We start from the raw sequence: 23,705 nt of genomic DNA, 5'->3' as shown, positions 1-23,705 counted from the left end.
TGCGGTAAGAGCAGAGGTGATAATGCAGCAACTTGATCGGCAGGCGATCCGCCGGGCGCTGGCCCGTCTATGGGACGGGCAGCCGATCTGGTCTGGCTCTGGTCAATGCCTGCGGGGGACGCATCGGTGCCCCGCAGGAGCTTCTGATCGCCGATGTCCACCTGGCCCTTGGTAGACGACTCACTCCACCGTCACAGACTTCGCCAAGTTACGCGGCTGGTCCACATCAGTCCCCTTGAGCACCGCGACGTAGTACGACAGCAGCTGCAGCGGAATGGTGTAGAGGATCGGCGACAGGATGTCGTGGATGTGCGGCATGTGCACCACGTGGGTGCCTTCACCGTTGGTCATGCCGGCTTGCTCGTCTGCAAAGACAATCAATTGGCCGCCGCGGGCGCGCACTTCCTGCAGGTTGGACTTGAGCTTTTCCAGCAGTTCGTTGTTCGGCGCCACGGTGACCACCGGCATGTCGTTATCCACAAGCGCCAGCGGGCCGTGCTTGAGTTCACCGGCCGGGTAGGCCTCGGCGTGGATGTAGGAGATTTCCTTGAGCTTCAAGGCCCCTTCCATCGCCACCGGGAATTGCGCGCCGCGCCCGAGGAACAGGGTGTGGTTCTTCTCGGCGAACAGTTCGGCGATTTTTTCCACCGTGCTGTCCATGGCCAAGGCTTCGCCCAGGCGGGCCGGCAGGCGGCGCAATTCTTCCACCAGTTTGGCCTCGACGCCCTCGCCCAACGTGCCGCGAACCTGGCCCAGGGACAGGGTCAGCAGCAACAGGCCCACCAGTTGCGTGGTGAACGCCTTGGTCGAAGCCACACCAATCTCACGGCCGGCCTGGGTCAGCAGGGTCAGGTCGGACTCGCGCACCAGCGAGCTGATGCCGACGTTGCAGATCGCCAGGCTGGCGAGGAAGCCCAGTTCCTTGGCGTTGCGCAGGGCCGCGAGGGTGTCGGCGGTTTCCCCGGACTGGGAAATGGTGACGAACAAGGTGTCCGGCTGCACCACCACCTTGCGGTAACGGAACTCACTGGCCACTTCGACTTGGCACGGAATACCGGCCAGTTCTTCGAGCCAGTAACGGGCGACCATCCCGGCGTGATAACTGGTGCCGCAGGCAACGATTTGCACGTTACGCACCTTGGCGAACAGTTCGGCCGCCTGTGGGCCGAACGCCTGGACCAGCACCTGGTTCTGGCTGATGCGACCTTCCAGGGTGCGCTGCACCACGGCCGGTTGTTCGTGGATTTCCTTGAGCATGAAGTGGCGGAACTCGCCCTTGTCGGCGGCTTCGGCACCGTCGCGGTACTGGACGGTCTCGCGCTCCACGGCTTTGCCGTCGATGTCCCAGATTTGCACGCTGTCGCGGCGAATCTCGGCGATATCGCCTTCTTCCAGGTACATGAAGCGGTCGGTGACCTGACGCAGCGCCAACTGATCGGAAGCCAGGAAGTTTTCCCCCAGGCCCAGGCCGATCACCAACGGGCTGCCGCTGCGGGCCGCGACCAGGCGATCAGGTTGTTTCGCGCTGATGACCGCCAGGCCATAAGCACCGTGCAGTTCCTTGACAGTGGCCTTGAGGGCCACGGTCAGGTCCGCCAGGTCCTTGAGCTTGTGGTTGAGCAGATGGGCGATGACTTCAGTGTCGGTGTCCGAAGTGAACACATAACCGAGCGCCTTGAGCTGTTCACGCAGGGCTTCGTGATTTTCGATGATGCCGTTGTGCACCACCGCCAGATCGCCGGAGAAATGTGGGTGGGCGTTACGCTCGCACGGCGCGCCATGGGTGGCCCAACGGGTGTGGGCGATACCCAGGCGACCGAGCAGCGGCTCGGCTTCCAGCGCCTGCTCCAGCTCGCTGACCTTGCCCGGACGACGCAGGCGCTCGAGCTTCTCGTCGTTGGTGAAAACCGCCACACCGGCGCTGTCGTAGCCGCGGTATTCCAGGCGCTTGAGGCCTTCGAGCAAGATTGCTGTGATGTTGCGTTCAGCAACGGCGCCGACAATTCCACACATGCTATTTCTCCTGGCTGACAGGCGCGCAGATCACGGTGATGCCGCGGGCCTGAATCTGATCGCGGGCCTCTACGGGCAGGCGATCATCGGTAATGAGGGTATGGACGCTGCTCCACGGCAGCTCCAGGTTGGGGATCTTGCGGCCGATCTTGTCGGCCTCCACCATTACGATCACTTCCCGGGCAACCTCGGCCATCACGCGGCTCAAGCCCAGCAGTTCGTTGAAGGTGGTGGTACCTCGAACCAGATCGATGCCGTCGGCGCCGATGAACAACTGGTCGAAGTCGTAGGAACGCAGAACCTGCTCGGCCACCTGGCCCTGGAACGACTCGGAGTGAGGATCCCAGGTGCCGCCGGTCATCAACAGCACCGGCTCGTGCTCCAGTTCGCTCAAGGCATTGGCGACGTGCAGGGAATTGGTCATCACCACCAAGCCTGGCTGTTGGCCGAGTTGGGGGATCATGGCGGCGGTGGTGCTGCCGCTGTCGATGATGATCCGCGCGTGTTCGCGGATCCGCTTCACGGCGGCCCGGGCAATGGCGAGTTTGTACTTGGAGACGGTTTGCCCGTTATCGGCCACCAACTCCTGCGGCATCGGCACCGCGCCACCGTAGCGACGCAGTAGCAGGCCATTGGTTTCCAGGGCGGCGAGATCCTTGCGAATCGTAACCTCCGAGGTTTCGAAACGCTTGGCCAGCTCATCCACGCTGACCTCGCCCTGCTCTTGGAGCAAAGCAAGAATGTTGTGACGGCGCTGTGGCGTGTTGCGTTTCGACATGGCGGCTTAAGTTTCGATTCGAAAGATAACGTAAGCAATCAAAACCTATTGCGGCGATATCGTCAAGGCGCCCGGAGAAAAATTCAGAAATCATGAGATCAATGTGGGAGCGGGCTTGCTCGCGAAGGGGTCGAATCAGACCGTACAGCGTGAACTGACACGACGCTTTCGCGAGCAAGCCCGCTCCCACAGGGTTGTGGATAACTTAGCTTTTGTTGATTTTTACCGGCCGCTTCCAACCGTCGATATTGCGCTGTCGGGCACGCGCCACAGCGAGTTGGGACTTATCCACATCCTGATTGATAGTCGAACCTGCGGCTGTGTTTGAACCATCTGCGATAGTCACCGGCGCCACCAGTGAGTTGTTGGAGCCGATGAATACGTCCTCACCCACAACGGTTTTCCACTTGTTGGCGCCATCGTAGTTGCAGGTGATGGTGCCGGCGCCAATGTTGGTGCGGGCGCCGACTTCAGCATCACCCAGGTAGGTCAGGTGACCGGCCTTGGCATCTTCGCCCAAATGAGCGTTCTTGAGTTCGACGAAGTTACCCACATGGGCACGGGCTTCCAGCACGGAGCCTGGACGCAACCGCGCAAACGGACCGGCGTCGCTGCCTTCACCCATGACCGCGCCATCGAGATGGCTGTTGGCCTTGATCACCACGCCTTTGCGCAGGGTGCTGTCCTTGATCACGCAGTTCGGGCCGATGACCACGTCGTCTTCGATGACGACCTTGCCTTCTAGGATGACGTTGATATCGATGACTACGTCGCGACCCACGCTGACTTCACCGCGCACATCGAAACGGGACGGATCGCGCAGGGTCACGCCTTGGGCCATCAGGCGGCGGGCGGCGCGCAATTGATAGTGGCGCTCCAGCTCGGCCAGTTGCCGGCGATCGTTGGCGCCCTGCACTTCCATGGCGTCCAGCGGTTGCTCGGTAGCCACCACCAGCCCATCAGCGACCGCCATGGCAATCACATCGGTCAGGTAGTACTCACCCTGGGCATTGTTGTTCGACAGACGACTCATCCAGTCGCCCAGGCGCTCGGCCGGTACAGCCAGGATCCCGGTGTTGCCCTCGGTGATCGCGCGCTGGGCTTCGTTGGCGTCCTTTTGCTCGACAATCGCCGTCACCTGGCCGTCGGCATTGCGCACAATGCGACCGTAACCGGTGGGGTCATCCAGCTCGACGGTCAGCAGGCCCAATTGCTGTGGGGCGACGTGCTTGAGCAGGCGCTGCAAGGTCTCGACTTCGATCAGCGGCACATCGCCGTAGAGAATCAACACTGTTTTGGCCGTGATGAACGGCACGGCCTGGGCCACGGCATGGCCAGTACCCAGTTGTTTGTCCTGCAGCACGAAATTCAGGTCATCCGCCGCCAGGCGTTCGCGTACCGCATCGGCACCGTGGCCGATGACCACATGAATGCGCTGTGGATCAAGTTGCCGCGCGCTGTGGATAACATGACCGAGCATGGAATTGCCGGCGACCGGGTGCAGGACCTTGGGCAACGCCGAACGCATGCGGGTGCCTTGGCCGGCCGCGAGGATAACGATTTCAAGAGACATGACTGGCTACCAATCCTGGGTGGTCAGCGGCTGCGACCAGGTAATGAATAGGGGGAAAAGAAAAAAGGGTAGCCGAGGCTACCCTTTTTAATCAATCGCACAGAAAGCAGACGGCTTAGCCGCCGAACTTCTTGCGGATCTGCTGGACGGTACGCAGCTGGGCTGCGGCCTCGGCCAGACGTGCGGCAGCAGAACCGTAGTCGAAGTCTGCGCCTTTTTCGTTCAGAGCCTTCTCGGCAGCCTTGACGGCTTCCTGAGCGGAGGCTTCGTCCAGGTCGGCAGCACGTTGCACAGTGTCGGCAAGGACCTTGACCATGTTCGGCTGAACCTCGAGGAAACCACCGGAGATGTAGAACACCTCCCTTTCCCCGCCCTGCTTGGTCAGAGTAATCGGACCTGGCTTCAAGCTGGTGATCAGCGGTGCGTGACCCAGGGCGATACCAAGATCACCCAGCTCACCGTGCGCAACCACAAACTCGACCAGACCGGAGAAGATTTCCCCTTCCGCACTGACGATATCGCAATGGACTGTCATAGCCATCTGATTGCCTCAACCTAAATTAGCGCCCGTTGCCGGGCGCCGGGATTACAGTTTCTTGGCTTTCTCGATCGCTTCTTCGATGCCGCCGACCATGTAGAACGCTTGTTCTGGCAGGTGGTCGTAGTCACCGTTGAGGATGCCTTTGAAGCCAGCAATGGTGTCTTTCAGGGAAACGTATTTACCCGAAGCACCGGTGAAGACTTCAGCCACGAAGAACGGCTGCGACAAGAAGCGCTGGATCTTACGAGCACGGTTTACCAACTGCTTGTCGGCTTCCGACAGCTCGTCCATACCCAGGATCGCGATGATGTCCTTCAGTTCCTTGTAACGCTGCAGCACGTACTGGACGCCGCGAGCGGTGTCGTAGTGCTCCTGGCCGATCACGTTCGGGTCCAGTTGGCGCGAAGTCGAGTCCAGTGGGTCTACCGCTGGGTAGATACCCAGGGAAGCGATGTCACGGGACAGAACGACGGTGGCGTCCAAGTGGGCGAAGGTGGTCGCTGGCGACGGGTCGGTCAAGTCGTCCGCTGGTACGTATACCGCTTGGATCGAGGTGATCGAGCCTTGCTTGGTGGAAGTGATGCGCTCTTGCAGCACGCCCATCTCTTCAGCCAGGGTCGGCTGGTAACCTACTGCCGAAGGCATACGGCCCAGCAGTGCGGATACTTCGGTACCGGCCAGGGTGTAACGGTAGATGTTGTCGACGAACAGCAGAACGTCGTTACCTTCGTCACGGAACTTCTCGGCCATGGTCAGGCCGGTCAGGGCTACGCGCAGACGGTTTCCCGGCGGCTCGTTCATCTGGCCATAGACCAGTGCCACTTTGTCCAGAACGTTGGAATCCTTCATCTCGTGGTAGAAGTCGTTACCCTCACGAGTACGCTCACCCACACCGGCGAACACGGAATAACCGCTGTGCTCGATGGCGATGTTACGGATCAGTTCCATCATGTTTACGGTCTTGCCTACACCGGCACCACCGAACAGACCGACTTTACCGCCCTTGGCGAACGGGCAAACCAGGTCGATAACCTTGATGCCGGTTTCCAGCAGTTCGTTGCCACCGGCCTGTTCAGCGAAGGTTGGCGCAGGACGGTGAATGCCCCAGCGTTCTTCGGTGTCGATCGGGCCAGCCTCGTCGATCGGGTTGCCCAGTACGTCCATGATCCGGCCCAGGGTCGCTTTACCGACCGGTACGGAGATGGCTGCGCCAGTGTTGTTGACGTCCAGACCGCGCTTCAAGCCCTCGGTGGAGCCCATCGCAATGGTACGAACCACGCCGTCGCCCAGCTGCTGCTGAACTTCCAGGGTGGTTTCGGCGCCTTGAACCTTCAAGGCGTCGTAGATGCTCGGTACGCTGTCGCGTGGGAATTCCACGTCGATAACGGCGCCGATGATTTGAACGATACGTCCGCTACTCATAGCTGGATCCTCTGAATATTTGAACCGTTAAACCGCGGCAGCGCCGCCGACGATTTCCGAGATCTCTTGGGTGATCGCAGCCTGACGCGCCTTGTTGTAGATCAGCTGCAAATCGCTGATCAAATCACCGGCGTTGTCGGTAGCGTTCTTCATCGCGATCATCCGCGCCGCTTGTTCAGCTGCGTTGTTCTCGACCACCGCCTGGTAGACCTGCGACTCCACGTAGCGGACCATCAAGCCGTCGAGCAGCTCCTTGGCATCCGGTTCGTAGAGATAGTCCCAGTGGTGCTTGAGTTCCTGTTCCGGGGTCGCCACCAGTGGAATCAACTGCTCCACGGTCGGCTGTTGCGTCATGGTGTTGATGAACTTGTTGGATACCACGGACAGGCGGTCGATCCGGCCTTCCAGGTAAGCATCCAGCATCACCTTGACGCTGCCGATCAGGTCATTGATCGACGGTTCTTCACCCAGGTGGCTGATAGCAGCGACGACGTTACCGCCGAAGTTGCGGAAGAAAGCCGCACCCTTGCTACCGACCACGCACAGATCGATCTCGACGCCTTGTTCGCGGTTTACCGCCATGTCCTTGACCAGGGCCTTGAACAGGTTGGTGTTCAAGCCACCGCACAGACCACGGTCACTGCTCACCACAACGTAACCGACGCGCTTGACGGCGCGTTCGATCATGAACGGGTGGCGGTATTCCGGGTTGGCGTTGGCCAGATGACCAATCACCTGGCGGATGCGCTCCGCATAAGGACGGCTAGCAGCCATGCGCATTTGTGCCTTGCGCATTTTGCTGACCGCCACTTTTTCCATGGCGCTGGTAATCTTTTGCGTGCTTTTGATGCTCGCAATCTTACTGCGAATCTCTTTTGCGCCTGCCATGTAACACCTATCAGGTTAGCAAGCGGGAGCCTTGCGGCTCCCGCTGCGGCTTACCAGGTTTGGGTGGCCTTGAACTTCTCGATACCGGCCTTGAGGCCAGCGTCGATTTCGTCATTGAAGTCACCTTTAACGTTGATCTTGGCCATCAAATCGGCGTGATCGCGGTTGAAGAAAGCGATCAGCGCTTGTTCGAAGCTGCCGATCTTGGCGATTTCAATGTCAGTCAGGAACCCACGCTCAGCGGCATACAGCGACAGCGCCATGTCAGCGATCGACATTGGTGCGTATTGCTTCTGCTTCATCAGCTCGGTAACGCGCTGACCATGCTCAAGTTGCTTACGGGTCGCTTCGTCCAGGTCAGAAGCGAACTGGGCGAATGCCGCCAGTTCACGGTACTGGGCCAGGGCGGTACGGATACCACCGGACAGCTTCTTGATGATCTTGGTCTGAGCGGCACCACCCACACGGGATACCGAAACACCGGCGTTCACAGCAGGACGGATGCCCGAGTTGAACATGGCCGATTCCAGGAAGATCTGACCGTCGGTGATGGAAATCACGTTGGTCGGAACGAACGCGGAAACGTCGCCAGCCTGGGTTTCGATGATCGGCAGCGCGGTCAGGGAACCGGTCTTGCCAGTCACTGCGCCGTTGGTGAACTTCTCTACGTACTCTTCCGAAACGCGGGATGCGCGCTCCAGCAGACGGGAGTGGAGATAGAACACGTCGCCTGGGTAGGCTTCACGGCCTGGTGGACGGCGCAGCAGCAGGGAAATCTGGCGGTAGGCCACTGCTTGCTTGGACAGATCGTCATAAACGATCAGCGCGTCTTCACCGCGGTCGCGGAAGTATTCGCCCATGGTGCAACCGGAGTACGGTGCCAGGAACTGCAGTGCGGCCGATTCGGAAGCACTGGCGGCAACGATGATGGTGTTAGCCAGTGCACCGTTTTCTTCCAGCTTGCGAACCACGTTGGCGATGGTCGATTGCTTCTGACCGATGGCCACATAGACGCAGAAGATGCCGCTGTTTTTCTGGTTGATGATCGCGTCGATCGCCAGAGCGGTCTTACCGATCTGACGGTCGCCGATGATCAGCTCACGCTGGCCACGGCCGACAGGGATCATGGCATCGACAGCCTTGTAGCCAGTCTGTACAGGCTGGTCTACCGACTTACGCCAGATCACGCCTGGAGCAACTTTCTCGACCGCGTCGGTCTCGGTGTTGTTCAGCGGACCTTTGCCGTCAACAGGGTTACCCAGTGCGTCGACAACGCGACCCAGCAGTTCCTTACCTACCGGAACTTCGAGGATGCGGCCGGTGCACTTGGCGCTCATGCCTTCAGCCAGCGTCGTGTATGCGCCCAGTACCACGGCACCTACAGAGTCTTGCTCCAGGTTGAGGGCCATACCGTAGACGCCGCCCGGAAACTCGATCATCTCGCCGTACATGACGTCGGCCAGACCGTGAATCCGCACGATGCCATCAGATACGCTGACGACAGTGCCTTCGTTACGGGCTTGGGAGGTCACATCGAGCTTGTCGATGCGGCCCTTGATAATTTCACTTATTTCGGAAGGATTGAGTTGCTGCATTGCTCTGCTGCCCCTTCAAACTCAAGATTTCAATGCTTCGGCAAGTTTCGCGATTTTGCCGCGAATCGAGCCATCGATAACCAGGTCGCCGGCGCGGATGACAACGCCCCCAATCAGGGACTTGTCTTCCTCGACTTGCAGGCGCACTTCCCGGTTGAGTCGTGCACTGAGAACCTTGGCGAGTTTGTCTTGCTGTTCTTGGTTCAATGCAAAAGCACTGGTGACTTCCACGTCTACCGATTTCTCTTGCTCGGCCTTGTACAGGTCGAAAAGAGCGGCGATCTCCGGCAGAAGCGGGAGACGGTCGTTTTCGGCAACGACATGGATGAAATTCTGTGCCTTGGCATCGAACTTGTCGCCGCACACGTCAATGAACGTGGCGGCCTTTTCTGCGCTCGTCAGTCGCGGGGCCTTGAGCACGCGCTGCATGGTGCCGTCTTGCGACACCGCTGCTGCCAGGCCGAGCATGGCTGACCAATTGGCCAGTTGCTGGTGGGCCTGAGCGTGCTCGAAGGCCGCCTTAGCGTAAGGTCGGGCCAACGTGGTCAGTTCTGCCATGATCGCCCTCGCTTAGATTTCAGCAGCCAGTTTGTTTACCAGCTCTGCGTGCGCGTTTTGATCGATTGTGGCACCCAGGATCTTCGAAGCACCGCCAACGGCCAGAGCACCCACTTGGGCACGCAGCGCGTCTTTGACACTGTTGAGTTCCTGTTCGATCTCGGCTTGAGCCTGAGCCTTCACACGGTCAGCTTCGACGCGAGCCTGTTCACGGGCTTCGTCGACAATCTGGGTACCGCGTTTCTTGGCTTGCTCGATGATTTCAGCTGCCTGAGCTTTCGCTTCGCGCAGTTGCTGACCCACTTTCTCATGGGCCAACTCCAGGTCGCGAGCTGCACGGCTGGCAGCGTCCAGACCATCAGCGATCTTCTTTTGACGTTCGTGCAATGCCGCAATGACCGGAGGCCATACGAACTTCATGCAGAACAGTACAAAAATCAGGAACGCAACGGACTGGCCAATCAGGGTCGCATTAATGTTCACGCCAACACCTCGCAGTTACGTTGTCCATCACACCAATCTACTCGAGACATCCGAGTAATTAGCCAGCGATTTGACCAACGAACGGGTTCGCAAAGGTGAAGAACAGCGCGATACCAACACCGATCATGGTCACGGCGTCGAGCAGACCGGCCACGATGAACATTTTGACTTGCAGCATTGGAACCATTTCTGGCTGACGCGCTGCGCCTTCCAGGAACTTGCCGCCCAACAGGCCGAAACCAATTGCGGTACCCAGTGCGCCCAGGCCGATCAACAGTGCAACAGCGATAGCGGTTAGACCAACTACAGTTTCCATCTTTCCTCCCGACTTTTACGTCGTATGGTTTAGGTTTTTTAGATTAAAGCGGTAAAACAAATCGTTTCTCAGCCCGGTTCGGGCTCCTTCCCGTTTGATCGGGAAGGACATCAGACTAGTCGAGACTGGCCTTAATGGTTTTCTTCGTGCGCCATCGACAGGTAGACGATGGTCAGCATCATGAAGATGAACGCCTGCAGGGTGATGATCAGGATGTGGAACACTGCCCACGCCCACTGCAGAACTACACCCAGGCCGCTGAGCCAGAGCAGGCCGCTGCCGAACATCACAGCGATCAGGATGAACACCAGTTCGCCGGCATACATGTTGCCGAACAGACGCAGTGCCAGAGAAATCGGCTTGGCGATCAGGGTCACGAATTCCAGCAGGAAGTTCACCGGAATCAGCAGGGCCTGAACGAGGATGTTCTTGCTGCCGAACGGGTGCAGGGTCAGTTCGCCGATGAAGCCGCCGATGCCCTTGACCTTGATGCTATAGAAAATGATCAGTGCGAAAACCGAGAACGCCATGCCTAGGGTCGCGTTCGGGTCGGTGGTCGACACGGCGCGGAAGGGGATGTGTGCATCGCCGGAGATCAGGATGGCCAGCTGAGGAATCCAGTCGACCGGTACCAGGTCGATGGCGTTCATCAGGAACACCCAGACGAAGATGGTCAGTGCCAGCGGCGCGATCACCGGGCTGCGGCCATGGAAGCTGTCTTTCACGCTGCCATCGACGAATTCGACCAGTACTTCAACGAAGTTCTGCAGTGCACCTGGCTGACCGGAGGTCGCCTTCTTGGCCGCCATGCGGAAAAGAAGAACGAAAATCAGGCCCAGTGCGACCGACCAGCCGAGGGTATCGACGTGGAAAGCCCAGAAGCCCATTTCCTTGGCTTCTGCTGCGGTGTGGGCGAAGCCCCAGCCGCCGTTGGGTAGCTGACCGAAGGTCAGGTTCTGCAAGTGGTGCTGGATATAGCCCGAAGCGGTTGTCTCTGCCATGGTTGCCTCAAACGCCCTAAGGTCTCGAAAGTCTTGTTCTCATTAGCAGGGGAGCGAACCAGCTGACCAGTTGGGTCAGCACGAAGACGCCGAATACAGCCAGCGGCGCCAATGGCTTCACACCTGCGAACGTCAGTGCAAACAGCACTGCCGTCAAAATCAGTTTCCCCGCCTCGCCGGCATAAAAAGACCGGACGATAGCCTGGGCTGCTCGGGCGCCGGAAAACCGAAAGGCCCTGTGAGCGAAGTAAATATTGGGAAGCAAGGCTATCAGGCCTCCGCAAAGGCCTGAGTATCCGGCGACGACTCCTTTCCATTGCCAGAGCGCCAATGTGGCGATCAGTACGACGGTGAATTGAGCCATCAGAACCGGGAAAACTGCCAGACGATGGAACGGCAAGCGGTTTGGCGTGCGGGTTTCCATCGCTTTTGCTCTCCAATAGTCGGCCGCCATAATTCAATAACTTGGCATAATTTGTGCCGACAAAATGCGCGCAGAGTATAGGGGCGGTTCTGCCCCTATTCAACTGTCAGGTAGTGATTTCCGACTGCGCGCTACAAGAGCAATTGTTTCAGCGAATGTGTGCAAGGACACCTTGCAACTCATCGAGGGAGTTATAACCGATCACCAATTGGCCCTTGCCCTTCTTTCCGTGGCGAATCTGCACCGCAGAGCCCAGGCGCTCGGCCAGGCGTTGTTCGAGGCGGGCGATATCCGGATCGGTCTTGGGAGCCTCGACAGGTGCCGGTTTGCCACTGAGCCACTGGCGAACCAGTGCCTCGGTTTGGCGCACGGTGAGACCGCGTGCGACAACGTGTCGCGCCCCTTCAACCTGTTGATTTTCCGGCAAACCGAGCAATGCCCGGGCATGACCCATTTCCAGGTCGCCATGGGACAGCATGGTCTTGATGACTTCCGGCAACGCAATCAGGCGCAGCAGGTTGGCCACGGTCACGCGAGACTTGCCCACCGCCTCGGCAACCTGTTGTTGGGTCAACTGGAACTCCTGCTGCAAGCGTTGCAGGGCCACGGCTTCCTCGATCGGGTTGAGGTCTTCACGCTGGATGTTCTCGATCAGCGCCATGGCGATGGCGGTTTCATCCGGCACATCGCGGACCATCGCCGGGATGGTTTCCTGGCCGGCCTGCTGGCTGGCGCGCCAACGACGTTCGCCGGCGATGATCTCGAAGCGTCCATTGGCGATCGGCCGGACCACGATCGGCTGCATCACGCCTTGGCTCCTGATCGATTGGGCCAATTCTTCCAGCGCCTGCGGGTCCATGTCCCGGCGCGGCTGGTATTTGCCGCGCTGGATCAGGTCCAGGGGCAAGTGCTGCAGCTCGCGCTGGTCGGCCTGTACGGCCTGTTCTTCCAGCGAGCTGACAGTCGGACCGCTGAGCAGTGCATCCAGTCCACGTCCGAGACCTCGTTTCTTGACGGCCATGGGGTTTCCTTAAGTTGGCTGGGCTGCAGCGGTGCGTGGGGTGCGGCGCTGACGACGAACCATCTCGCCCGCCAGGGCCAGGTAAGCCAGCGCACCACGGGATTGTTTGTCGTAGGCCAGGGCCGGCATGCCATAGCTCGGCGCTTCGGCCAGACGGATGTTACGGGGAATGACGGTGTCGTAGAGCTGCTCGCCGAAATGTTCCTTGAGCTGGGCCGAGACATCGTTCATCAGGCTCAGGCGCGGGTCGTACATGGTCCGCAACAGGCCTTCGACCTTCAGGTCCGGGTTCAACAGTTCGGCGATGCGCTTGATGTTATCCACAAGGTCGCTCAACCCTTCCAGGGCGAAGTACTCGCACTGCATGGGGATAATGACTCCATCGGCGGCCACCAGGGCGTTGAGGGTCAGCATCGACAGCGACGGCGGGCAGTCGATCAGGATGTAGTCGTAGTTTTCCCGGATCGGCGCCAAGGCGCTGCGCAGGCGGCTTTCCTTCATCTGCATTTCCAGCAGCACCACTTCGGCCGCCGTCAGGTCACGGTTGGCCGGCAGCAGTTGATAACCGCCATGTTCGGAAAAGTGCATGGCCTGGCCCAGATCGCATTCGCCGATCAGGACGTCGTAGATGGAGTTTTCCAGGCCATGTTTATCCACACCGCTGCCCATGGTGGCGTTGCCCTGTGGATCGAGATCGATCAACAGCACCCGGCGCTTGGTCGCGACCAGGGATGCTGCGAGGTTGATGCAGGTGGTGGTCTTGCCCACACCACCTTTCTGGTTCGCTATCGCGAATACCTTAGCCATTCTTGCTTGTGTTCCCAATCATGCCGTGCGGCGCAGTATCAGCAGATGGCGTTGGCCTTGGCAACCGGGTACGGCCAAGGCGTGTTCGCTATCGAGGTGGAAGTCTGCCGGCAATGCTACCAGCTCATCGGCCGGATGAACGCCCTTCATTGCCAGCCAGCGCGTATCGGCGTCGCCCAGGTGGCGAGTCCAGTTGCTGAAGTTCTCCATGCTGCTGAACGCCCGGGAAATGATCCCGTTGAACGGCTCGGCAGGCTGGAACGCTTCAACGCGGCTGTGGATAACTTGCAGGTTATCCAGTTTGAGTTCGAGTTTGACCTGGGTCAGGAAGCGGGTTTTCTTGCCGTTGCTGTCCAGGCAGGTCACTTGCGAGTGGGGAAACAGGATCGCCAGGGGGATGCCCGGCATGCCACCGCCACTGCCAACGTCCAGCCACCGACCGTTTTCGATGAAGGACATGACGCTGAGGCTGTCGAGCAAATGCCGCGAGACCATTTCATCCGGATCGCGCACGGCGGTCAGGTTGTAGGCCTTGTTCCATTTGATCAACAGCGCCAGATAACCCAGCAATTGCGCATGCTGGGCTTCGCTCAGGCTGACGCCGAGTTCACGGGCACCTGTGGATAACTCTTCAGCGTGTTGCGAGGTGACCATCGAACTCAAGCGCTTTGCTCCAACTGGCGGCCCGCGCCGCGTTTTTTCAAATGAATCATCAACAGGGAAATCGCCGCGGGCGTGACGCCGGGAATGCGCGAGGCCTGGCCCAGGGTCTCTGGGCGGGTCGCACCGAGCTTGCTCTGGATTTCTTTCGACAACCCGGAAATGCCGGTGTAATCGATATCCACAGGCAGCTTGGTGTCTTCGCTGGCGCGCAGGCGGGCGATTTCATCCTGCTGGCGGTCGATGTAACCGGCGTACTTGGTCTTGATCTCGACCTGTTCGGCCACCTGCGGATCTTCCGCGCCCTGGCCGGTCACTTCCACCAGCCCGGCGTAATCGATTTCCGGACGGCTCAAGAGGTTGAGCAGGTTGTATTCGTGGGTCAGCGGCGTGCCGAATTTCGCCGCGATGGCATCGCCCTGCTCGGTACCGGGGCGAACCCAGGTGCTTTTCAGGCGTTGCTCTTCCAGCTCGATACGCTCGCGTTTCGTGCAGAACGCGGCCCAGCGCACGTCATCCACCAGACCCAGCTCGCGACCTTTCTCGGTCAGGCGCAGGTCGGCGTTGTCTTCACGCAGGATCAGGCGATATTCGGCGCGGGAGGTGAACATCCGATACGGTTCCTGGGTACCCAGGGTAATCAGGTCGTCCACCAGCACACCGATGTAGGCCTCATCGCGGCGCGGGCACCAGCTGTCTTTGCCCTGGGCCCGCAGTGCCGCGTTGGCACCAGCCAACAACCCTTGGGCGCCGGCCTCTTCGTAACCGGTGGTGCCGTTGATCTGCCCGGCGAAGAACAGGCCGCCGATGACTTTGGTTTCCAGGCTGTACTTCAGGTCACGCGGATCGAAATAGTCATATTCGATGGCGTAGCCGGGGCGAACGATATGGGCGTTTTCCATGCCGCGAATCGATTGCACGATCTGCAGCTGCACATCGAACGGCAGGGAGGTGGAGATCCCGTTCGGGTACAGCTCGTGTGTGGTCAGGCCTTCCGGCTCGATGAAGACCTGGTGGCTTTCCTTGTCGGCAAAGCGATGGATCTTGTCTTCGATCGACGGGCAATAACGCGGGCCGATGCCTTCGATTTCACCGGCAGCGGAATACATCGGCGAACGATCGAGGTTCGCCGCAATGATTTCATGGGTGCGGGCATTGGTGTGGGTGATCCAGCAACTGACTTGCCGTGGATGCTGTTCCTTGTTGCCCATGAACGACATGACCGGGATCGGCGTATCGCCAGGCTGCTCGGCCATCACCGAGAAATCCACAGACCGACCGTCGATACGCGGTGGCGTACCGGTTTTCAAGCGCCCGACACGCAGTGGCAGCTCACGCAAACGGTGAGCCAGAGCGATCGACGGCGGATCACCAGCGCGACCGCCGGAAAAGTTCTGCAAACCAATGTGGATAAGTCCACCGAGGAATGTTCCGGTGGTCAACACCACGGAATCGGCGAAGAAACGCAGGCCCATCTGCGTCACGACACCGCGTACCTGATCCTGTTCGACGATCAGGTCATCGGCCGCTTGTTGAAATATCCACAGGTTCGGCTGGTTTTCCAGGATTTCACGGACAGCGGCCTTGTACAGGATTCGGTCGGCCTGGGCGCGAGTCGCGCGAACGGCGGGGCCTTTGCGGCTGTTCAATACGCGAAACTGGATGCCACCCTTATCGGTGGCCACGGCCATCGCGCCCCCAAGGGCGTCGATCTCCTTGACCAGGTGGCTTTTGCCAATGCCACCAATGGCAGGGTTGCAACTCATGGCGCCGAGGGTTTCCACGTTATGCGTCAGCAACAGGGTTTTTGCCCCCATGCGCGCTGATGCAAGTGCTGCCTCGGTACCGGCATGACCGCCGCCGATGACGATCACTTCAAAACGGGAAGGGAAATCCACCACGCACCTCGTGCCTGCTTTATTCAGGTAATTCGGAAATAGGTTTTGAGTCTGGCCCTGGGCGTTTTTCGAGCCAGGTCGGCAAGTATAGGGACTTCGGCCTTTCCAAAGAACCCTTTGCACAAAATTTAACCAGCTGTGGAGAACTCGCGGTTAAAAAAATAAAAAAGAAAGAAATTTATAAAACCTTTGTTTTTATGTTTATTCTTATACACCACCCTTTCTGTGGATAAACCTCTGCAAGCCTTTAAATTCAATGTGTACAAAGATCCTAAAGGCTGTGGTCATGTGCTCAGGAGGGGGTTGGATAACCGGTGTAAGCCTGTGGATGAATGGGGTAGTTATCCACAGAGGGGATTATCCTCGGTTTTCAAGGGGGGTTATCAACGGAGCTCAGGGGCAGTTATTCACAGGGCTTAATCGTGCTTTTCGAGCACCTTGTGAAGAGCGTTGCACTCGGCTACGACTGAAAGCTTGAACGAGGCGAAAGGGCTATTGTGAGAAAACGTAACAGAGGCTAATAATAGCTATTATCATTAACGCCTCCTCCCACTATGCCTCTGTCTTCCCACACCTCTGCCATCGAGCAAATTTATGAGCAACATCACTCGTGGCTGTACGGGTGGCTCAAGGGCAAGTTGCATAACGCTTGCGATGCCGCTGATGTTGCGCATGACACCTTTGTGCGGATCCTCGGAGCACGCAATGCCGTGCAGATTCGCGAACCGCGGGATTACCTGGCCACGGTCGCCCGAGGCTTGGTGATTGATCGCTATAGAAGGCACGCTATCGAAGCGGCCTATCTGGAATCCCTTTCAGCGCGCCCCGAAGCCACTGCTATCAGTGAAGAAGACAAGGCATTGATCATCGAGACGCTGGTCGCTGTGGATAAAGCCTTGGGGGGATTGGGCGCACGGACCCAGAGAATTTTCATGCTGTCGCAGATCGATGGGCTGACTTATCAACAGATCGCCCTGCAATTGAAGGTTTCCCTGACCACTGTGAAAAAACACATGGTGCGCGCACTCACCGAATGCGCACTGGTCATGGCCGAACGCTGATGCCGGCCCCGGATCGCAAAGTCTTCGAAACGGCTGCCAGCTGGTACGTGCAGTTCCAGGACCAATCCCCTACGCACGCCGAGCGCCAGGCTTGGCAGGATTGGCTCGACAGCGACCCTGCCCACCAGGCCGCGTGGCAGCAGATCGAACAGTTGCAACGCCATCTCGGTACGTTGCCTCAGGCCCTTTCACGTCGTGCATTGAGCGCCGGACAATACCGGCGGCAAATGCTCAAGCTGCTGTTGCTGCTGGCCGGCACGGGTTATGTGGGGTGGAATCTCCAGGAGCACACGCGGTTGACCTCGGTCTGGGCCGATTACAAAACGGCAGTGGGTCAGCGTCGCACCCTCGATCTGGCGGACGGTAGCCGGGTTCATCTCAACACCGAGACAGCCATCGATGTTTCGTTCGACGCCGATCGACGATTGATCCGGTTGTTCAGCGGGGAAATCCTGGTCCAGACCGGCAAGCGCCAGGACGCGCGGCCCTTTTTCGTCGAGACCGGTGATGGTCGCATCCAGGCGCTGGGCACGCGATTCACCGTACGCCAACTGTCCGACGCGACCCGGGTGGGCGTGCTGGAGGATCGGGTCAGCGTGGCGCCAGGTGGGGCCCTGGGCAGCGCCGGTATCCTGAAAGCCGGTGAGCAAGCTGATTTCAACGGTCAGGGCATGGGGCCCATCCACGCCTACCCGTCCTCGCAGGCGGCGTGGGTGAACGGCCAGCTCATCGTCCTCGATACGCCCCTAGGCGACGTCATTGACGAGCTGGGGCGTTATCGCCCCGGTGTTCTGCAATGTCAGGAGCGGGCACGGCATCTGCGCGTGTCCGGTACGTTACGCCTGGATTCCACGGATGCCGTGTTGGCCAACCTCCAGGCGTCGTTACCCATTCAGGTTCGGTATTTCACCCGGTATTGGGTATCGATCACACGGGTGGATTGAGAAAAACCCGCAGAAAAGAAAATAAACAGGCCACAGGGTTATCTTTTTTTGTGCTGATCCGGCCCTTCAGGTAATCGCGATAACGCGGCTCTTTGCCAACCTCCAGGGCTTACCCACTCATGCGCCTTCCTACGTTTCGTCAACGTTTATCCCAGCATTGCATCGCCTATAGCCTGTTGATGACGGGGGCCGCAAGCGGCCTGCTGATCGCCTCCAACGCTTTTGCCAGCACCGCCACGCAACATTACGCCATTGCCGCCGGCTCGCTGGACAACGTCCTGAGCCAGTTCGCCGCGACGGCCAATGTCATTCTCTCATTCTCTCCTCAACAGACCGGCCAGATGCGTAGCCCGGGATTGACCGGCGACTACTCCGTTGAACAGGGATTCGCGCAATTGTTGCAAGGCTCGGGACTCCAGGCCGTGGCTCAGGCACCTGGCAGCTATACCCTGTTCGCGTTGCCGGCGAACGCCTCGATCGAATTGGCGCCCACGAGCATCAATGCGTCGGCGGCCAACCCGATGGACCTGGATTACAGCGCTGATGTGGGCTACAAGGCGAAAAACAGCCGGATCGGCACGAAAACCAGCACGCCTTTGTCGGAAACGCCGCGCTCGGTATCGGTGGTCACCGGCCAGCGCATGAAAGACCAGAAGTCCCAGACCCTGACCGATGTCTTGGGTTATGTCCCTGGAATCTTTGCCCCGCCTTTCGCCGCCGGCGACAGCCTGGCCGGGGACCTGTTCTACATTCGTGGGTTCAACGCCACGGATTACGGCTATGGTCTGCTGCGCGACGGCTTGAGAGTCCAGGGTAATCGCTACGACACCAGTTCGGAGCCGTACGGCCTGGAGCGGGTCGAGGTGTTCCGCGGGCCTTCCTCGCTGCTTTACGGTGAGAACGCGCCGGGTGGCCTGGTCAATCTCGTCAGCAAGCGCCCGACTGCCGTGCCACAAGGCGAAGTCCAGCTGGGCTACGGCTCCCACAACCGACGCCAACTGGGTGTGGATGTCTCCGGACCGCTCGCCGAGAACGACAACATCCAGGGCCGGATCGTGATGTTGGGCCGTAACGCGGATACCCAGACCGACCATGTACCGGACGACCGCCTCTACATCGCGCCGTCCCTGACGCTTGATTTCGATGATTTCAACACGCTGACCCTGCTGGCCAACTATCAGAAGGACCACACCAACATGGAGCTCGGGCTGCCGGCCGCCGGTACGCTGCTGAGCAATCCGAACGGTCAGTTACCCAAGGACACCATGCTCGGCGATCCGGACTGGAACACATTCGAGCGAGAAACCTGGAGCACCGGCTACGAATACAGTCACAGCTTCAATGACGATTGGCAGTTCCGCCAGAATTCGCGCTACCTGCAGTCACGCATCACCCGCCACGAAACCTGGCCCGGCAATTTGAACAATGGCGGCTTCGGTCGCCGCGTGAACGTCACCGCTTATGACCGTTTCAACAAATCGATGGTGTATTCCCTGGATAACCAGTTGGAGGGCAAATTCAAAGTCGGTGGCCTGGAAAATACCCTGTTGTTCGGTGCCAGTTATGACCGCACCTCGTTCAATCAGGATTGGAACGCCGGATTCGTAGGGCCTGTGGATATCTACGATCCTGTGTACATCGGCGATCCACAGACGCCGATTGCCGTGCAAAACACCCTGCTCGAACAACAGATGAAAGGGGTTTATACACAGCTGCAAAGCAAGTACGACCGTTGGTTGTTCCTGCTTGGCGGGCGCCAGGATTGGGTCGACAGCGATTTCCGTGACAAGGTCGCCAGCGCAGGGAACCTCAGCTCAAAGGACAAGAAATTCACCTACCAGGGTGGGCTGATGTACCAGTTCGACAACGGCATGACGCCTTACGTCAGTTACTCGACGGCGTTCGTCCCGGTGCAGCAGATTTCCAACGCTGGCACCCCCCTCGAACCGATTACCAGCAGCCAGTACGAAGTCGGCCTCAAGTACGAGCCCAATGGCTGGGACACTGCCTTCACCGCTTCCGTCTACGATTTGCGCAAGAAGGACGACACGTACTTTGACGCCACCACGTCCACCTATCGCCAGGTGGGTGAAAGCCGCGCCAAAGGCGTGGAGCTGGAGCTCAATAGCAATCTCACGCCCAGTCTGAATGTCACGGCCGCCTACACCTACACCGATGCCCGGGTCACCAAGGATGCGGCGACCTCTTTGGTAAAAGGACACCAGATGACCGGCGTGCCACGAAACCAGGCGTCTGTCTGGGCGAAATACCGCTTCCTCGAAAGTGACCTGAAGGGCCTGTATGTGGCAGGTGGCGTGCGCTATTTCGACAGTGCATTCGCCTACACCTCGCCCACCCTGTATGGAAAACTCGATGCCGGCGACGTCACCCTGGTGGACGCCGCCATTGGCTACCAGATCGACACCCATTGGAGCGTCGACCTGAATGCAAAAAACCTGTTCGACAAGGAATATGTGTCGGGATGCAACGATGCGGGGCGCTGCTACTGGGGGGAAGATCGAACGCTGCTCGGCACGGTCTCCTATAACTGGTAAAAAAGGGCTGTGGATAAATTGTCCACAGCCCTTTTCATTTGCCGATGCAGAAGCTGGAAAAGATACGCCCCAGCAAATCATCAGAGCTGAAAGCGCCGGTGATTTCGCCCAATGCATGCTGGGCCTGGCGCAGGTCTTCGGCGAGCAGTTCGCCGGCACCGGCCAAAGTCAGTTGAACGCGACCGTGCTCCAGGGCGGCACTGGCATGGCGCAACGCTTCCAGATGCCGCCGGCGAGCGCTGAAACTGCTTTCCGAGGTCTGCTCATAGCCCATGCAGGCCTTGAGGTGCTCGCGTAGCAGCTCCAGGCCTTCACCCGCCGACTTCGCGCTCAGGCTGATGGTCACGTGCCCGTCAGCGCTGACTTCCAGGGCAATCGACTCCCCAGTCAGGTCGGCCTTGTTGCGAATCAGGGTGACTTTCGCCGGATCCGGGCGGACCTCGAGGAACTCAGGCCACAAGGCAAAGGGATCGTCTGCTTCCGGTGCGGTGGCATCCACCACCAGCAATACCCGGTCGGCTTCACCGATGGCCTTGAGTGCGCGTTCGACGCCGATCTTTTCCACTTGGTCCTCGGTGTCGCGCAAACCGGCCGTATCCACCACGTGCAGCGGCATGCCGTCAATGTGGATATGTTCGCGGAGGATATCCCGGGTGGTGCCGGCGATCTCGGTGACGATCGCCGCCTCGCGGCCGGCCAGGGCATTCAACAGGCTGGATTTGCCGGCATTCGGTCGTCCAGCGATCACCACGGTCATCCCATCGCGCAACAAGGCACCCTGCCCGGCTTCGCGCAGTACTGTGGATAACTCGTCGCGCACTTTATCGAGCATGCTCAGCACGTGGCCATCGGCGAGGAAGTCGATTTCCTCTTCCGGGAAGTCGATCGCAGCCTCGACGTAGATCCGCAGGCCGATCAATTGTTCGGTGAGGTTATGCACACGCTGGGAAAACGCTCCCTGCAGGGAACGTAACGCGTTGCGCGCAGCCTGTGCAGAACTGGCTTCGATCAAATCGGCAATTGCTTCAGCCTGGGCCAGGTCGAGCTTGTCGTTGAGGAACGCCCGCTCGCTGAATTCCCCCGGCCGGGCCAGTCGACAACCCAATTCCAGGCAGCGCTTGAGCAGCATGTCCAACACGATCGGGCCACCGTGGCCTTGCAGTTCCAGCACATCTTCGCCGGTGAACGAATTCGGCCCGGGGAAATACAAGGCCAGCCCTTCGTCGAGCACCTGCTGGTCATCACTGAAAAACGGGCCGTAATGCGCGAACCGCGGCTTGAGTTCACGACCGCTGATAGCCTTGGCCGCGGCACTGGCCAAGGGCCCCGAAATACGGACGATGCCGACACCGCCGCGACCTTGGGCGGTGGCAACGGCGGCAATGGTTTCACGCGGTGCGCTCATAAACCGGTATCCAGACAAAAATGGCAGATAGCAAAACGCCCCACTAGGGGGCGTTTTGTGTGGTTATCCACAGAGCAAGTTACGCCTCGGCTTTTTTAGTCGCCGCTTCGATCTTACGCGTGATGTACCACTGCTGAGTGATGGACAACACGTTGTTCACAACCCAGTACAGCACAAGACCCGCCGGGAACCACAGGAAGAAGAAGGTGAAGATGATTGGCATCATTTTCATGACCTTCGCCTGCATCGGGTCCGGAGGCGTCGGGTTCAGTTGCTGCTGGATGAACATGGTGGCGCCCATGATGATCGGCAGGATGAAGAACGGATCCTTGATCGACAGGTCGGTAATCCACAGCATGAACGGTGCCTGACGCATCTCCACGCTTTCCAGCAACACCCAGTACAGCGACAGGAACACTGGCATCTGCACAAGAATCGGCAAGCATCCACCCAGCGGGTTGATCTTCTCTTTCTTGTACAGCTCCATCATGGCCTGGGACATTTTCTGCCGGTCATCGCCATGCTGTTCTTTCAGGGCGGCCAGTTTCGGCGCCACTGCACGCATGCGTGCCATGGATTTGTAGCTGGCGGCCGACAATGGGAAGAAGATCCCCTTGATCAGCATGGTCAGGAAAATGATCGACCAGCCCCAGTTACCGACGATGCTGTGGATATGTTGCAGCAGCCAGAAGATCGGCTGGGCAATGAACCACAGGAAACCGTAGTCCACGGTCAGTTCCAGGCCTGGGGACAACTGTTTCAGCACCGCCTGGCTTTTCGGGCCGGCATACAGGATGGCGCTGGTTTCGACTTTCGCACCTGGCGCGGCAGTCAATGTCGGGCCGGTGTAACCGATGATGAAGTTGCCCTTGCTGTCTTTACGCGTCTGGACAACGTTGCTGTCGCCCTTCTGCGGGATCCAGGCTGTTACAAAATAGTGCTGCAGCCAGGCAACCCAGCCACCTTGTACGGTTTCCTTGAGCTGACCCTTGTCCATGTCCTTCATGGACACTTTCTTGTACGGCTCCGAACTTGTCCACAGGGCGGCGCCCAGGTAAGTCGCGGTGCCGGTGGCGGTGCTGGAGGAAGGATCGTCGCTGGCGTCACGCTTGAGTTGCGCGAACATCGCACCGGACCAAGGCTGGGCGCTCTGGTTGTCGATCAGGTAAGAGACGGTGACGTCATACAGGCCACGTTTCAGGGTGAAACGCTTGATGTAGTTGACACCGTCCTTGCTGAACTTCAGGTCCACGACCAATTGGTCCTGACCGTCAGCCAGTTGATAAGTCTTCTTCTCGGCAGAGTAGACCGGGCGACCGGCCGGGTTCGAATCCGGGCCATTGTTACCAATCAGGCCACTTTGGGCCAGATAGGTGCGCTCGTTACCGTTGTCGAACAACTGGAACGGGATGTCCGGATGATCCTGGCGACGCGGGTACAGCGGCAGCTTCAGCTGGGCGACGTCACCACCTTGTGGATCGATTGCCAGCTCGAGCACGTCCGTCTTGACCTGGATGAGATCTTTGCTTGCGGCCACAGGGGCTTCGGCAGGCGCGCTGGTATCGCTTGCCGCGCGTGGGATGTCGTCATTGCTGGCAGCGTTGTTGCCAACGGGAGCATCCGGCAGGCTCGGTGCGGTATTGCTGGCTGCAACATTCTGAGTCGGCAGGGCAGCCTGGCCATAGTCCTGGTTCCACTTAAGGACCATGACGTAGGACACGATTGCCAGGGCGACGATCAGGATCGTGCGTTTGATATCCAT

21 protein-coding genes are annotated in these 23,705 nt (G+C 59.1%); 3 read left to right on the top strand and 18 right to left on the bottom strand.

The features are described 5' to 3' along the window. Window positions 1–180 precede the first annotated feature (180 nt). The 16 genes from glmS to mnmG all read right to left on the bottom strand — a co-directional run bounded on the left by glmS (window position 181) and on the right by mnmG (window position 15,978). Complete coding sequence (gene glmS, locus BM321_RS11725) at window positions 181–2,013, bottom strand: glutamine--fructose-6-phosphate transaminase (isomerizing) (RefSeq protein WP_092442624.1); 1,833 nt, start codon at window positions 2,011–2,013, stop codon at window positions 181–183. Window position 2,014: 1 nt separating this feature from the next. Then, a complete protein-coding gene (locus tag BM321_RS11720; protein WP_060739917.1) occupies window positions 2,015–2,791 on the bottom strand; it encodes a DeoR/GlpR family DNA-binding transcription regulator in 777 nt (258 codons plus the stop codon). A gap of 205 nt (window positions 2,792–2,996) precedes the next feature. Beyond that, window positions 2,997–4,364, bottom strand: a complete 1,368-nt coding sequence (gene glmU, locus BM321_RS11715; RefSeq protein ID WP_092442623.1) for a bifunctional UDP-N-acetylglucosamine diphosphorylase/glucosamine-1-phosphate N-acetyltransferase GlmU — start codon at window positions 4,362–4,364, stop codon at window positions 2,997–2,999. A 115-nt stretch (window positions 4,365–4,479) separates the two neighbouring features. Continuing rightward, window positions 4,480–4,905, bottom strand: coding sequence for a F0F1 ATP synthase subunit epsilon (locus BM321_RS11710; RefSeq protein WP_072407653.1), 426 nt, complete (start codon window positions 4,903–4,905; stop codon window positions 4,480–4,482). 45 nt (window positions 4,906–4,950) lie between these two features. Next, on the bottom strand, window positions 4,951–6,327 hold the full coding sequence (gene atpD / locus BM321_RS11705; RefSeq protein ID WP_003187186.1) for a F0F1 ATP synthase subunit beta: 1,377 nt from the start codon (window positions 6,325–6,327) through the stop codon (window positions 4,951–4,953). A gap of 27 nt (window positions 6,328–6,354) precedes the next feature. Continuing rightward, the gene (atpG, locus tag BM321_RS11700; RefSeq protein ID WP_072343713.1) at window positions 6,355–7,215 is read right to left on the bottom strand and encodes a F0F1 ATP synthase subunit gamma; all 861 of its coding nucleotides are present in this window, start codon (window positions 7,213–7,215) and stop codon (window positions 6,355–6,357) included. Window positions 7,216–7,265: 50 nt separating this feature from the next. Then, complete coding sequence (gene atpA, locus BM321_RS11695; RefSeq protein WP_053126819.1) at window positions 7,266–8,810, bottom strand: F0F1 ATP synthase subunit alpha; 1,545 nt, start codon at window positions 8,808–8,810, stop codon at window positions 7,266–7,268. A 21-nt stretch (window positions 8,811–8,831) separates the two neighbouring features. After that, a complete protein-coding gene (locus BM321_RS11690; RefSeq protein WP_060739913.1) occupies window positions 8,832–9,368 on the bottom strand; it encodes a F0F1 ATP synthase subunit delta in 537 nt (178 codons plus the stop codon). Between the two features lie 12 nt (window positions 9,369–9,380). Continuing rightward, the gene (locus BM321_RS11685; RefSeq protein WP_047230097.1) at window positions 9,381–9,851 is read right to left on the bottom strand and encodes a F0F1 ATP synthase subunit B; all 471 of its coding nucleotides are present in this window, start codon (window positions 9,849–9,851) and stop codon (window positions 9,381–9,383) included. A gap of 58 nt (window positions 9,852–9,909) precedes the next feature. After that, on the bottom strand, window positions 9,910–10,167 hold the full coding sequence (gene atpE, locus BM321_RS11680; RefSeq protein WP_003097235.1) for a F0F1 ATP synthase subunit C: 258 nt from the start codon (window positions 10,165–10,167) through the stop codon (window positions 9,910–9,912). A 131-nt stretch (window positions 10,168–10,298) separates the two neighbouring features. Beyond that, window positions 10,299–11,168, bottom strand: coding sequence for a F0F1 ATP synthase subunit A (gene atpB, locus BM321_RS11675; RefSeq protein ID WP_039593180.1), 870 nt, complete (start codon window positions 11,166–11,168; stop codon window positions 10,299–10,301). Between the two features lie 16 nt (window positions 11,169–11,184). After that, a complete protein-coding gene (locus BM321_RS11670; protein ID WP_053126821.1) occupies window positions 11,185–11,592 on the bottom strand; it encodes a F0F1 ATP synthase subunit I in 408 nt (135 codons plus the stop codon). 148 nt (window positions 11,593–11,740) lie between these two features. Then, the gene (locus tag BM321_RS11665) at window positions 11,741–12,613 is read right to left on the bottom strand and encodes a ParB/RepB/Spo0J family partition protein (RefSeq protein WP_092333831.1); all 873 of its coding nucleotides are present in this window, start codon (window positions 12,611–12,613) and stop codon (window positions 11,741–11,743) included. Between the two features lie 9 nt (window positions 12,614–12,622). Then, window positions 12,623–13,420 (bottom strand): ParA family protein, encoded by a 798-nt coding sequence (locus tag BM321_RS11660; RefSeq protein WP_092333833.1) that lies wholly within the window; start codon window positions 13,418–13,420, stop codon window positions 12,623–12,625. Window positions 13,421–13,438: 18 nt separating this feature from the next. Beyond that, complete coding sequence (gene rsmG / locus BM321_RS11655; RefSeq protein WP_175534921.1) at window positions 13,439–14,074, bottom strand: 16S rRNA (guanine(527)-N(7))-methyltransferase RsmG; 636 nt, start codon at window positions 14,072–14,074, stop codon at window positions 13,439–13,441. A gap of 5 nt (window positions 14,075–14,079) precedes the next feature. Beyond that, on the bottom strand, window positions 14,080–15,978 hold the full coding sequence (gene mnmG, locus BM321_RS11650) for a tRNA uridine-5-carboxymethylaminomethyl(34) synthesis enzyme MnmG (protein ID WP_092442621.1): 1,899 nt from the start codon (window positions 15,976–15,978) through the stop codon (window positions 14,080–14,082). 554 nt (window positions 15,979–16,532) lie between these two features. On the opposite strand from mnmG, the gene BM321_RS11645 reads away from it, so the two are divergent. The 3 genes from BM321_RS11645 (at window position 16,533) to BM321_RS11635 (ending at window position 20,538) form a co-directional block, all read left to right on the top strand. Then, entirely contained in the window at window positions 16,533–17,039 is a 507-nt protein-coding gene (locus BM321_RS11645; protein ID WP_092442620.1) for a sigma-70 family RNA polymerase sigma factor, read from the top strand. Beyond that, entirely contained in the window at window positions 17,039–17,983 is a 945-nt protein-coding gene (locus BM321_RS11640) for a FecR domain-containing protein (RefSeq protein ID WP_092442619.1), read from the top strand. The genes BM321_RS11645 and BM321_RS11640 overlap by 1 nt, the downstream gene beginning before the upstream one ends. Window positions 17,984–18,102: 119 nt before the next feature. Continuing rightward, entirely contained in the window at window positions 18,103–20,538 is a 2,436-nt protein-coding gene (locus BM321_RS11635) for a TonB-dependent siderophore receptor (RefSeq protein ID WP_092442618.1), read from the top strand. Window positions 20,539–20,572: 34 nt separating this feature from the next. Here BM321_RS11635 and mnmE read toward each other — a convergent pair whose 3' ends face one another. Both mnmE and yidC read right to left on the bottom strand, forming a co-directional pair. After that, entirely contained in the window at window positions 20,573–21,943 is a 1,371-nt protein-coding gene (gene mnmE / locus BM321_RS11630; RefSeq protein WP_092442617.1) for a tRNA uridine-5-carboxymethylaminomethyl(34) synthesis GTPase MnmE, read from the bottom strand. A 79-nt stretch (window positions 21,944–22,022) separates the two neighbouring features. Beyond that, window positions 22,023–23,705: a membrane protein insertase YidC gene (gene yidC / locus BM321_RS11625; protein WP_092442616.1), complete on the bottom strand. Its 1,683-nt coding sequence runs from the start codon at window positions 23,703–23,705 to the stop codon at window positions 22,023–22,025.

The sequence above is a fragment of the Pseudomonas sp. NFIX10 genome (assembly GCF_900111955.1).
Lineage (GTDB): Bacteria > Pseudomonadota > Gammaproteobacteria > Pseudomonadales > Pseudomonadaceae > Aquipseudomonas > Aquipseudomonas fluorescens_AA.
The sequence above is the reverse complement of the archived record's forward strand: the minus strand, read 5'-3'. Positions and strand labels throughout refer to the sequence as shown.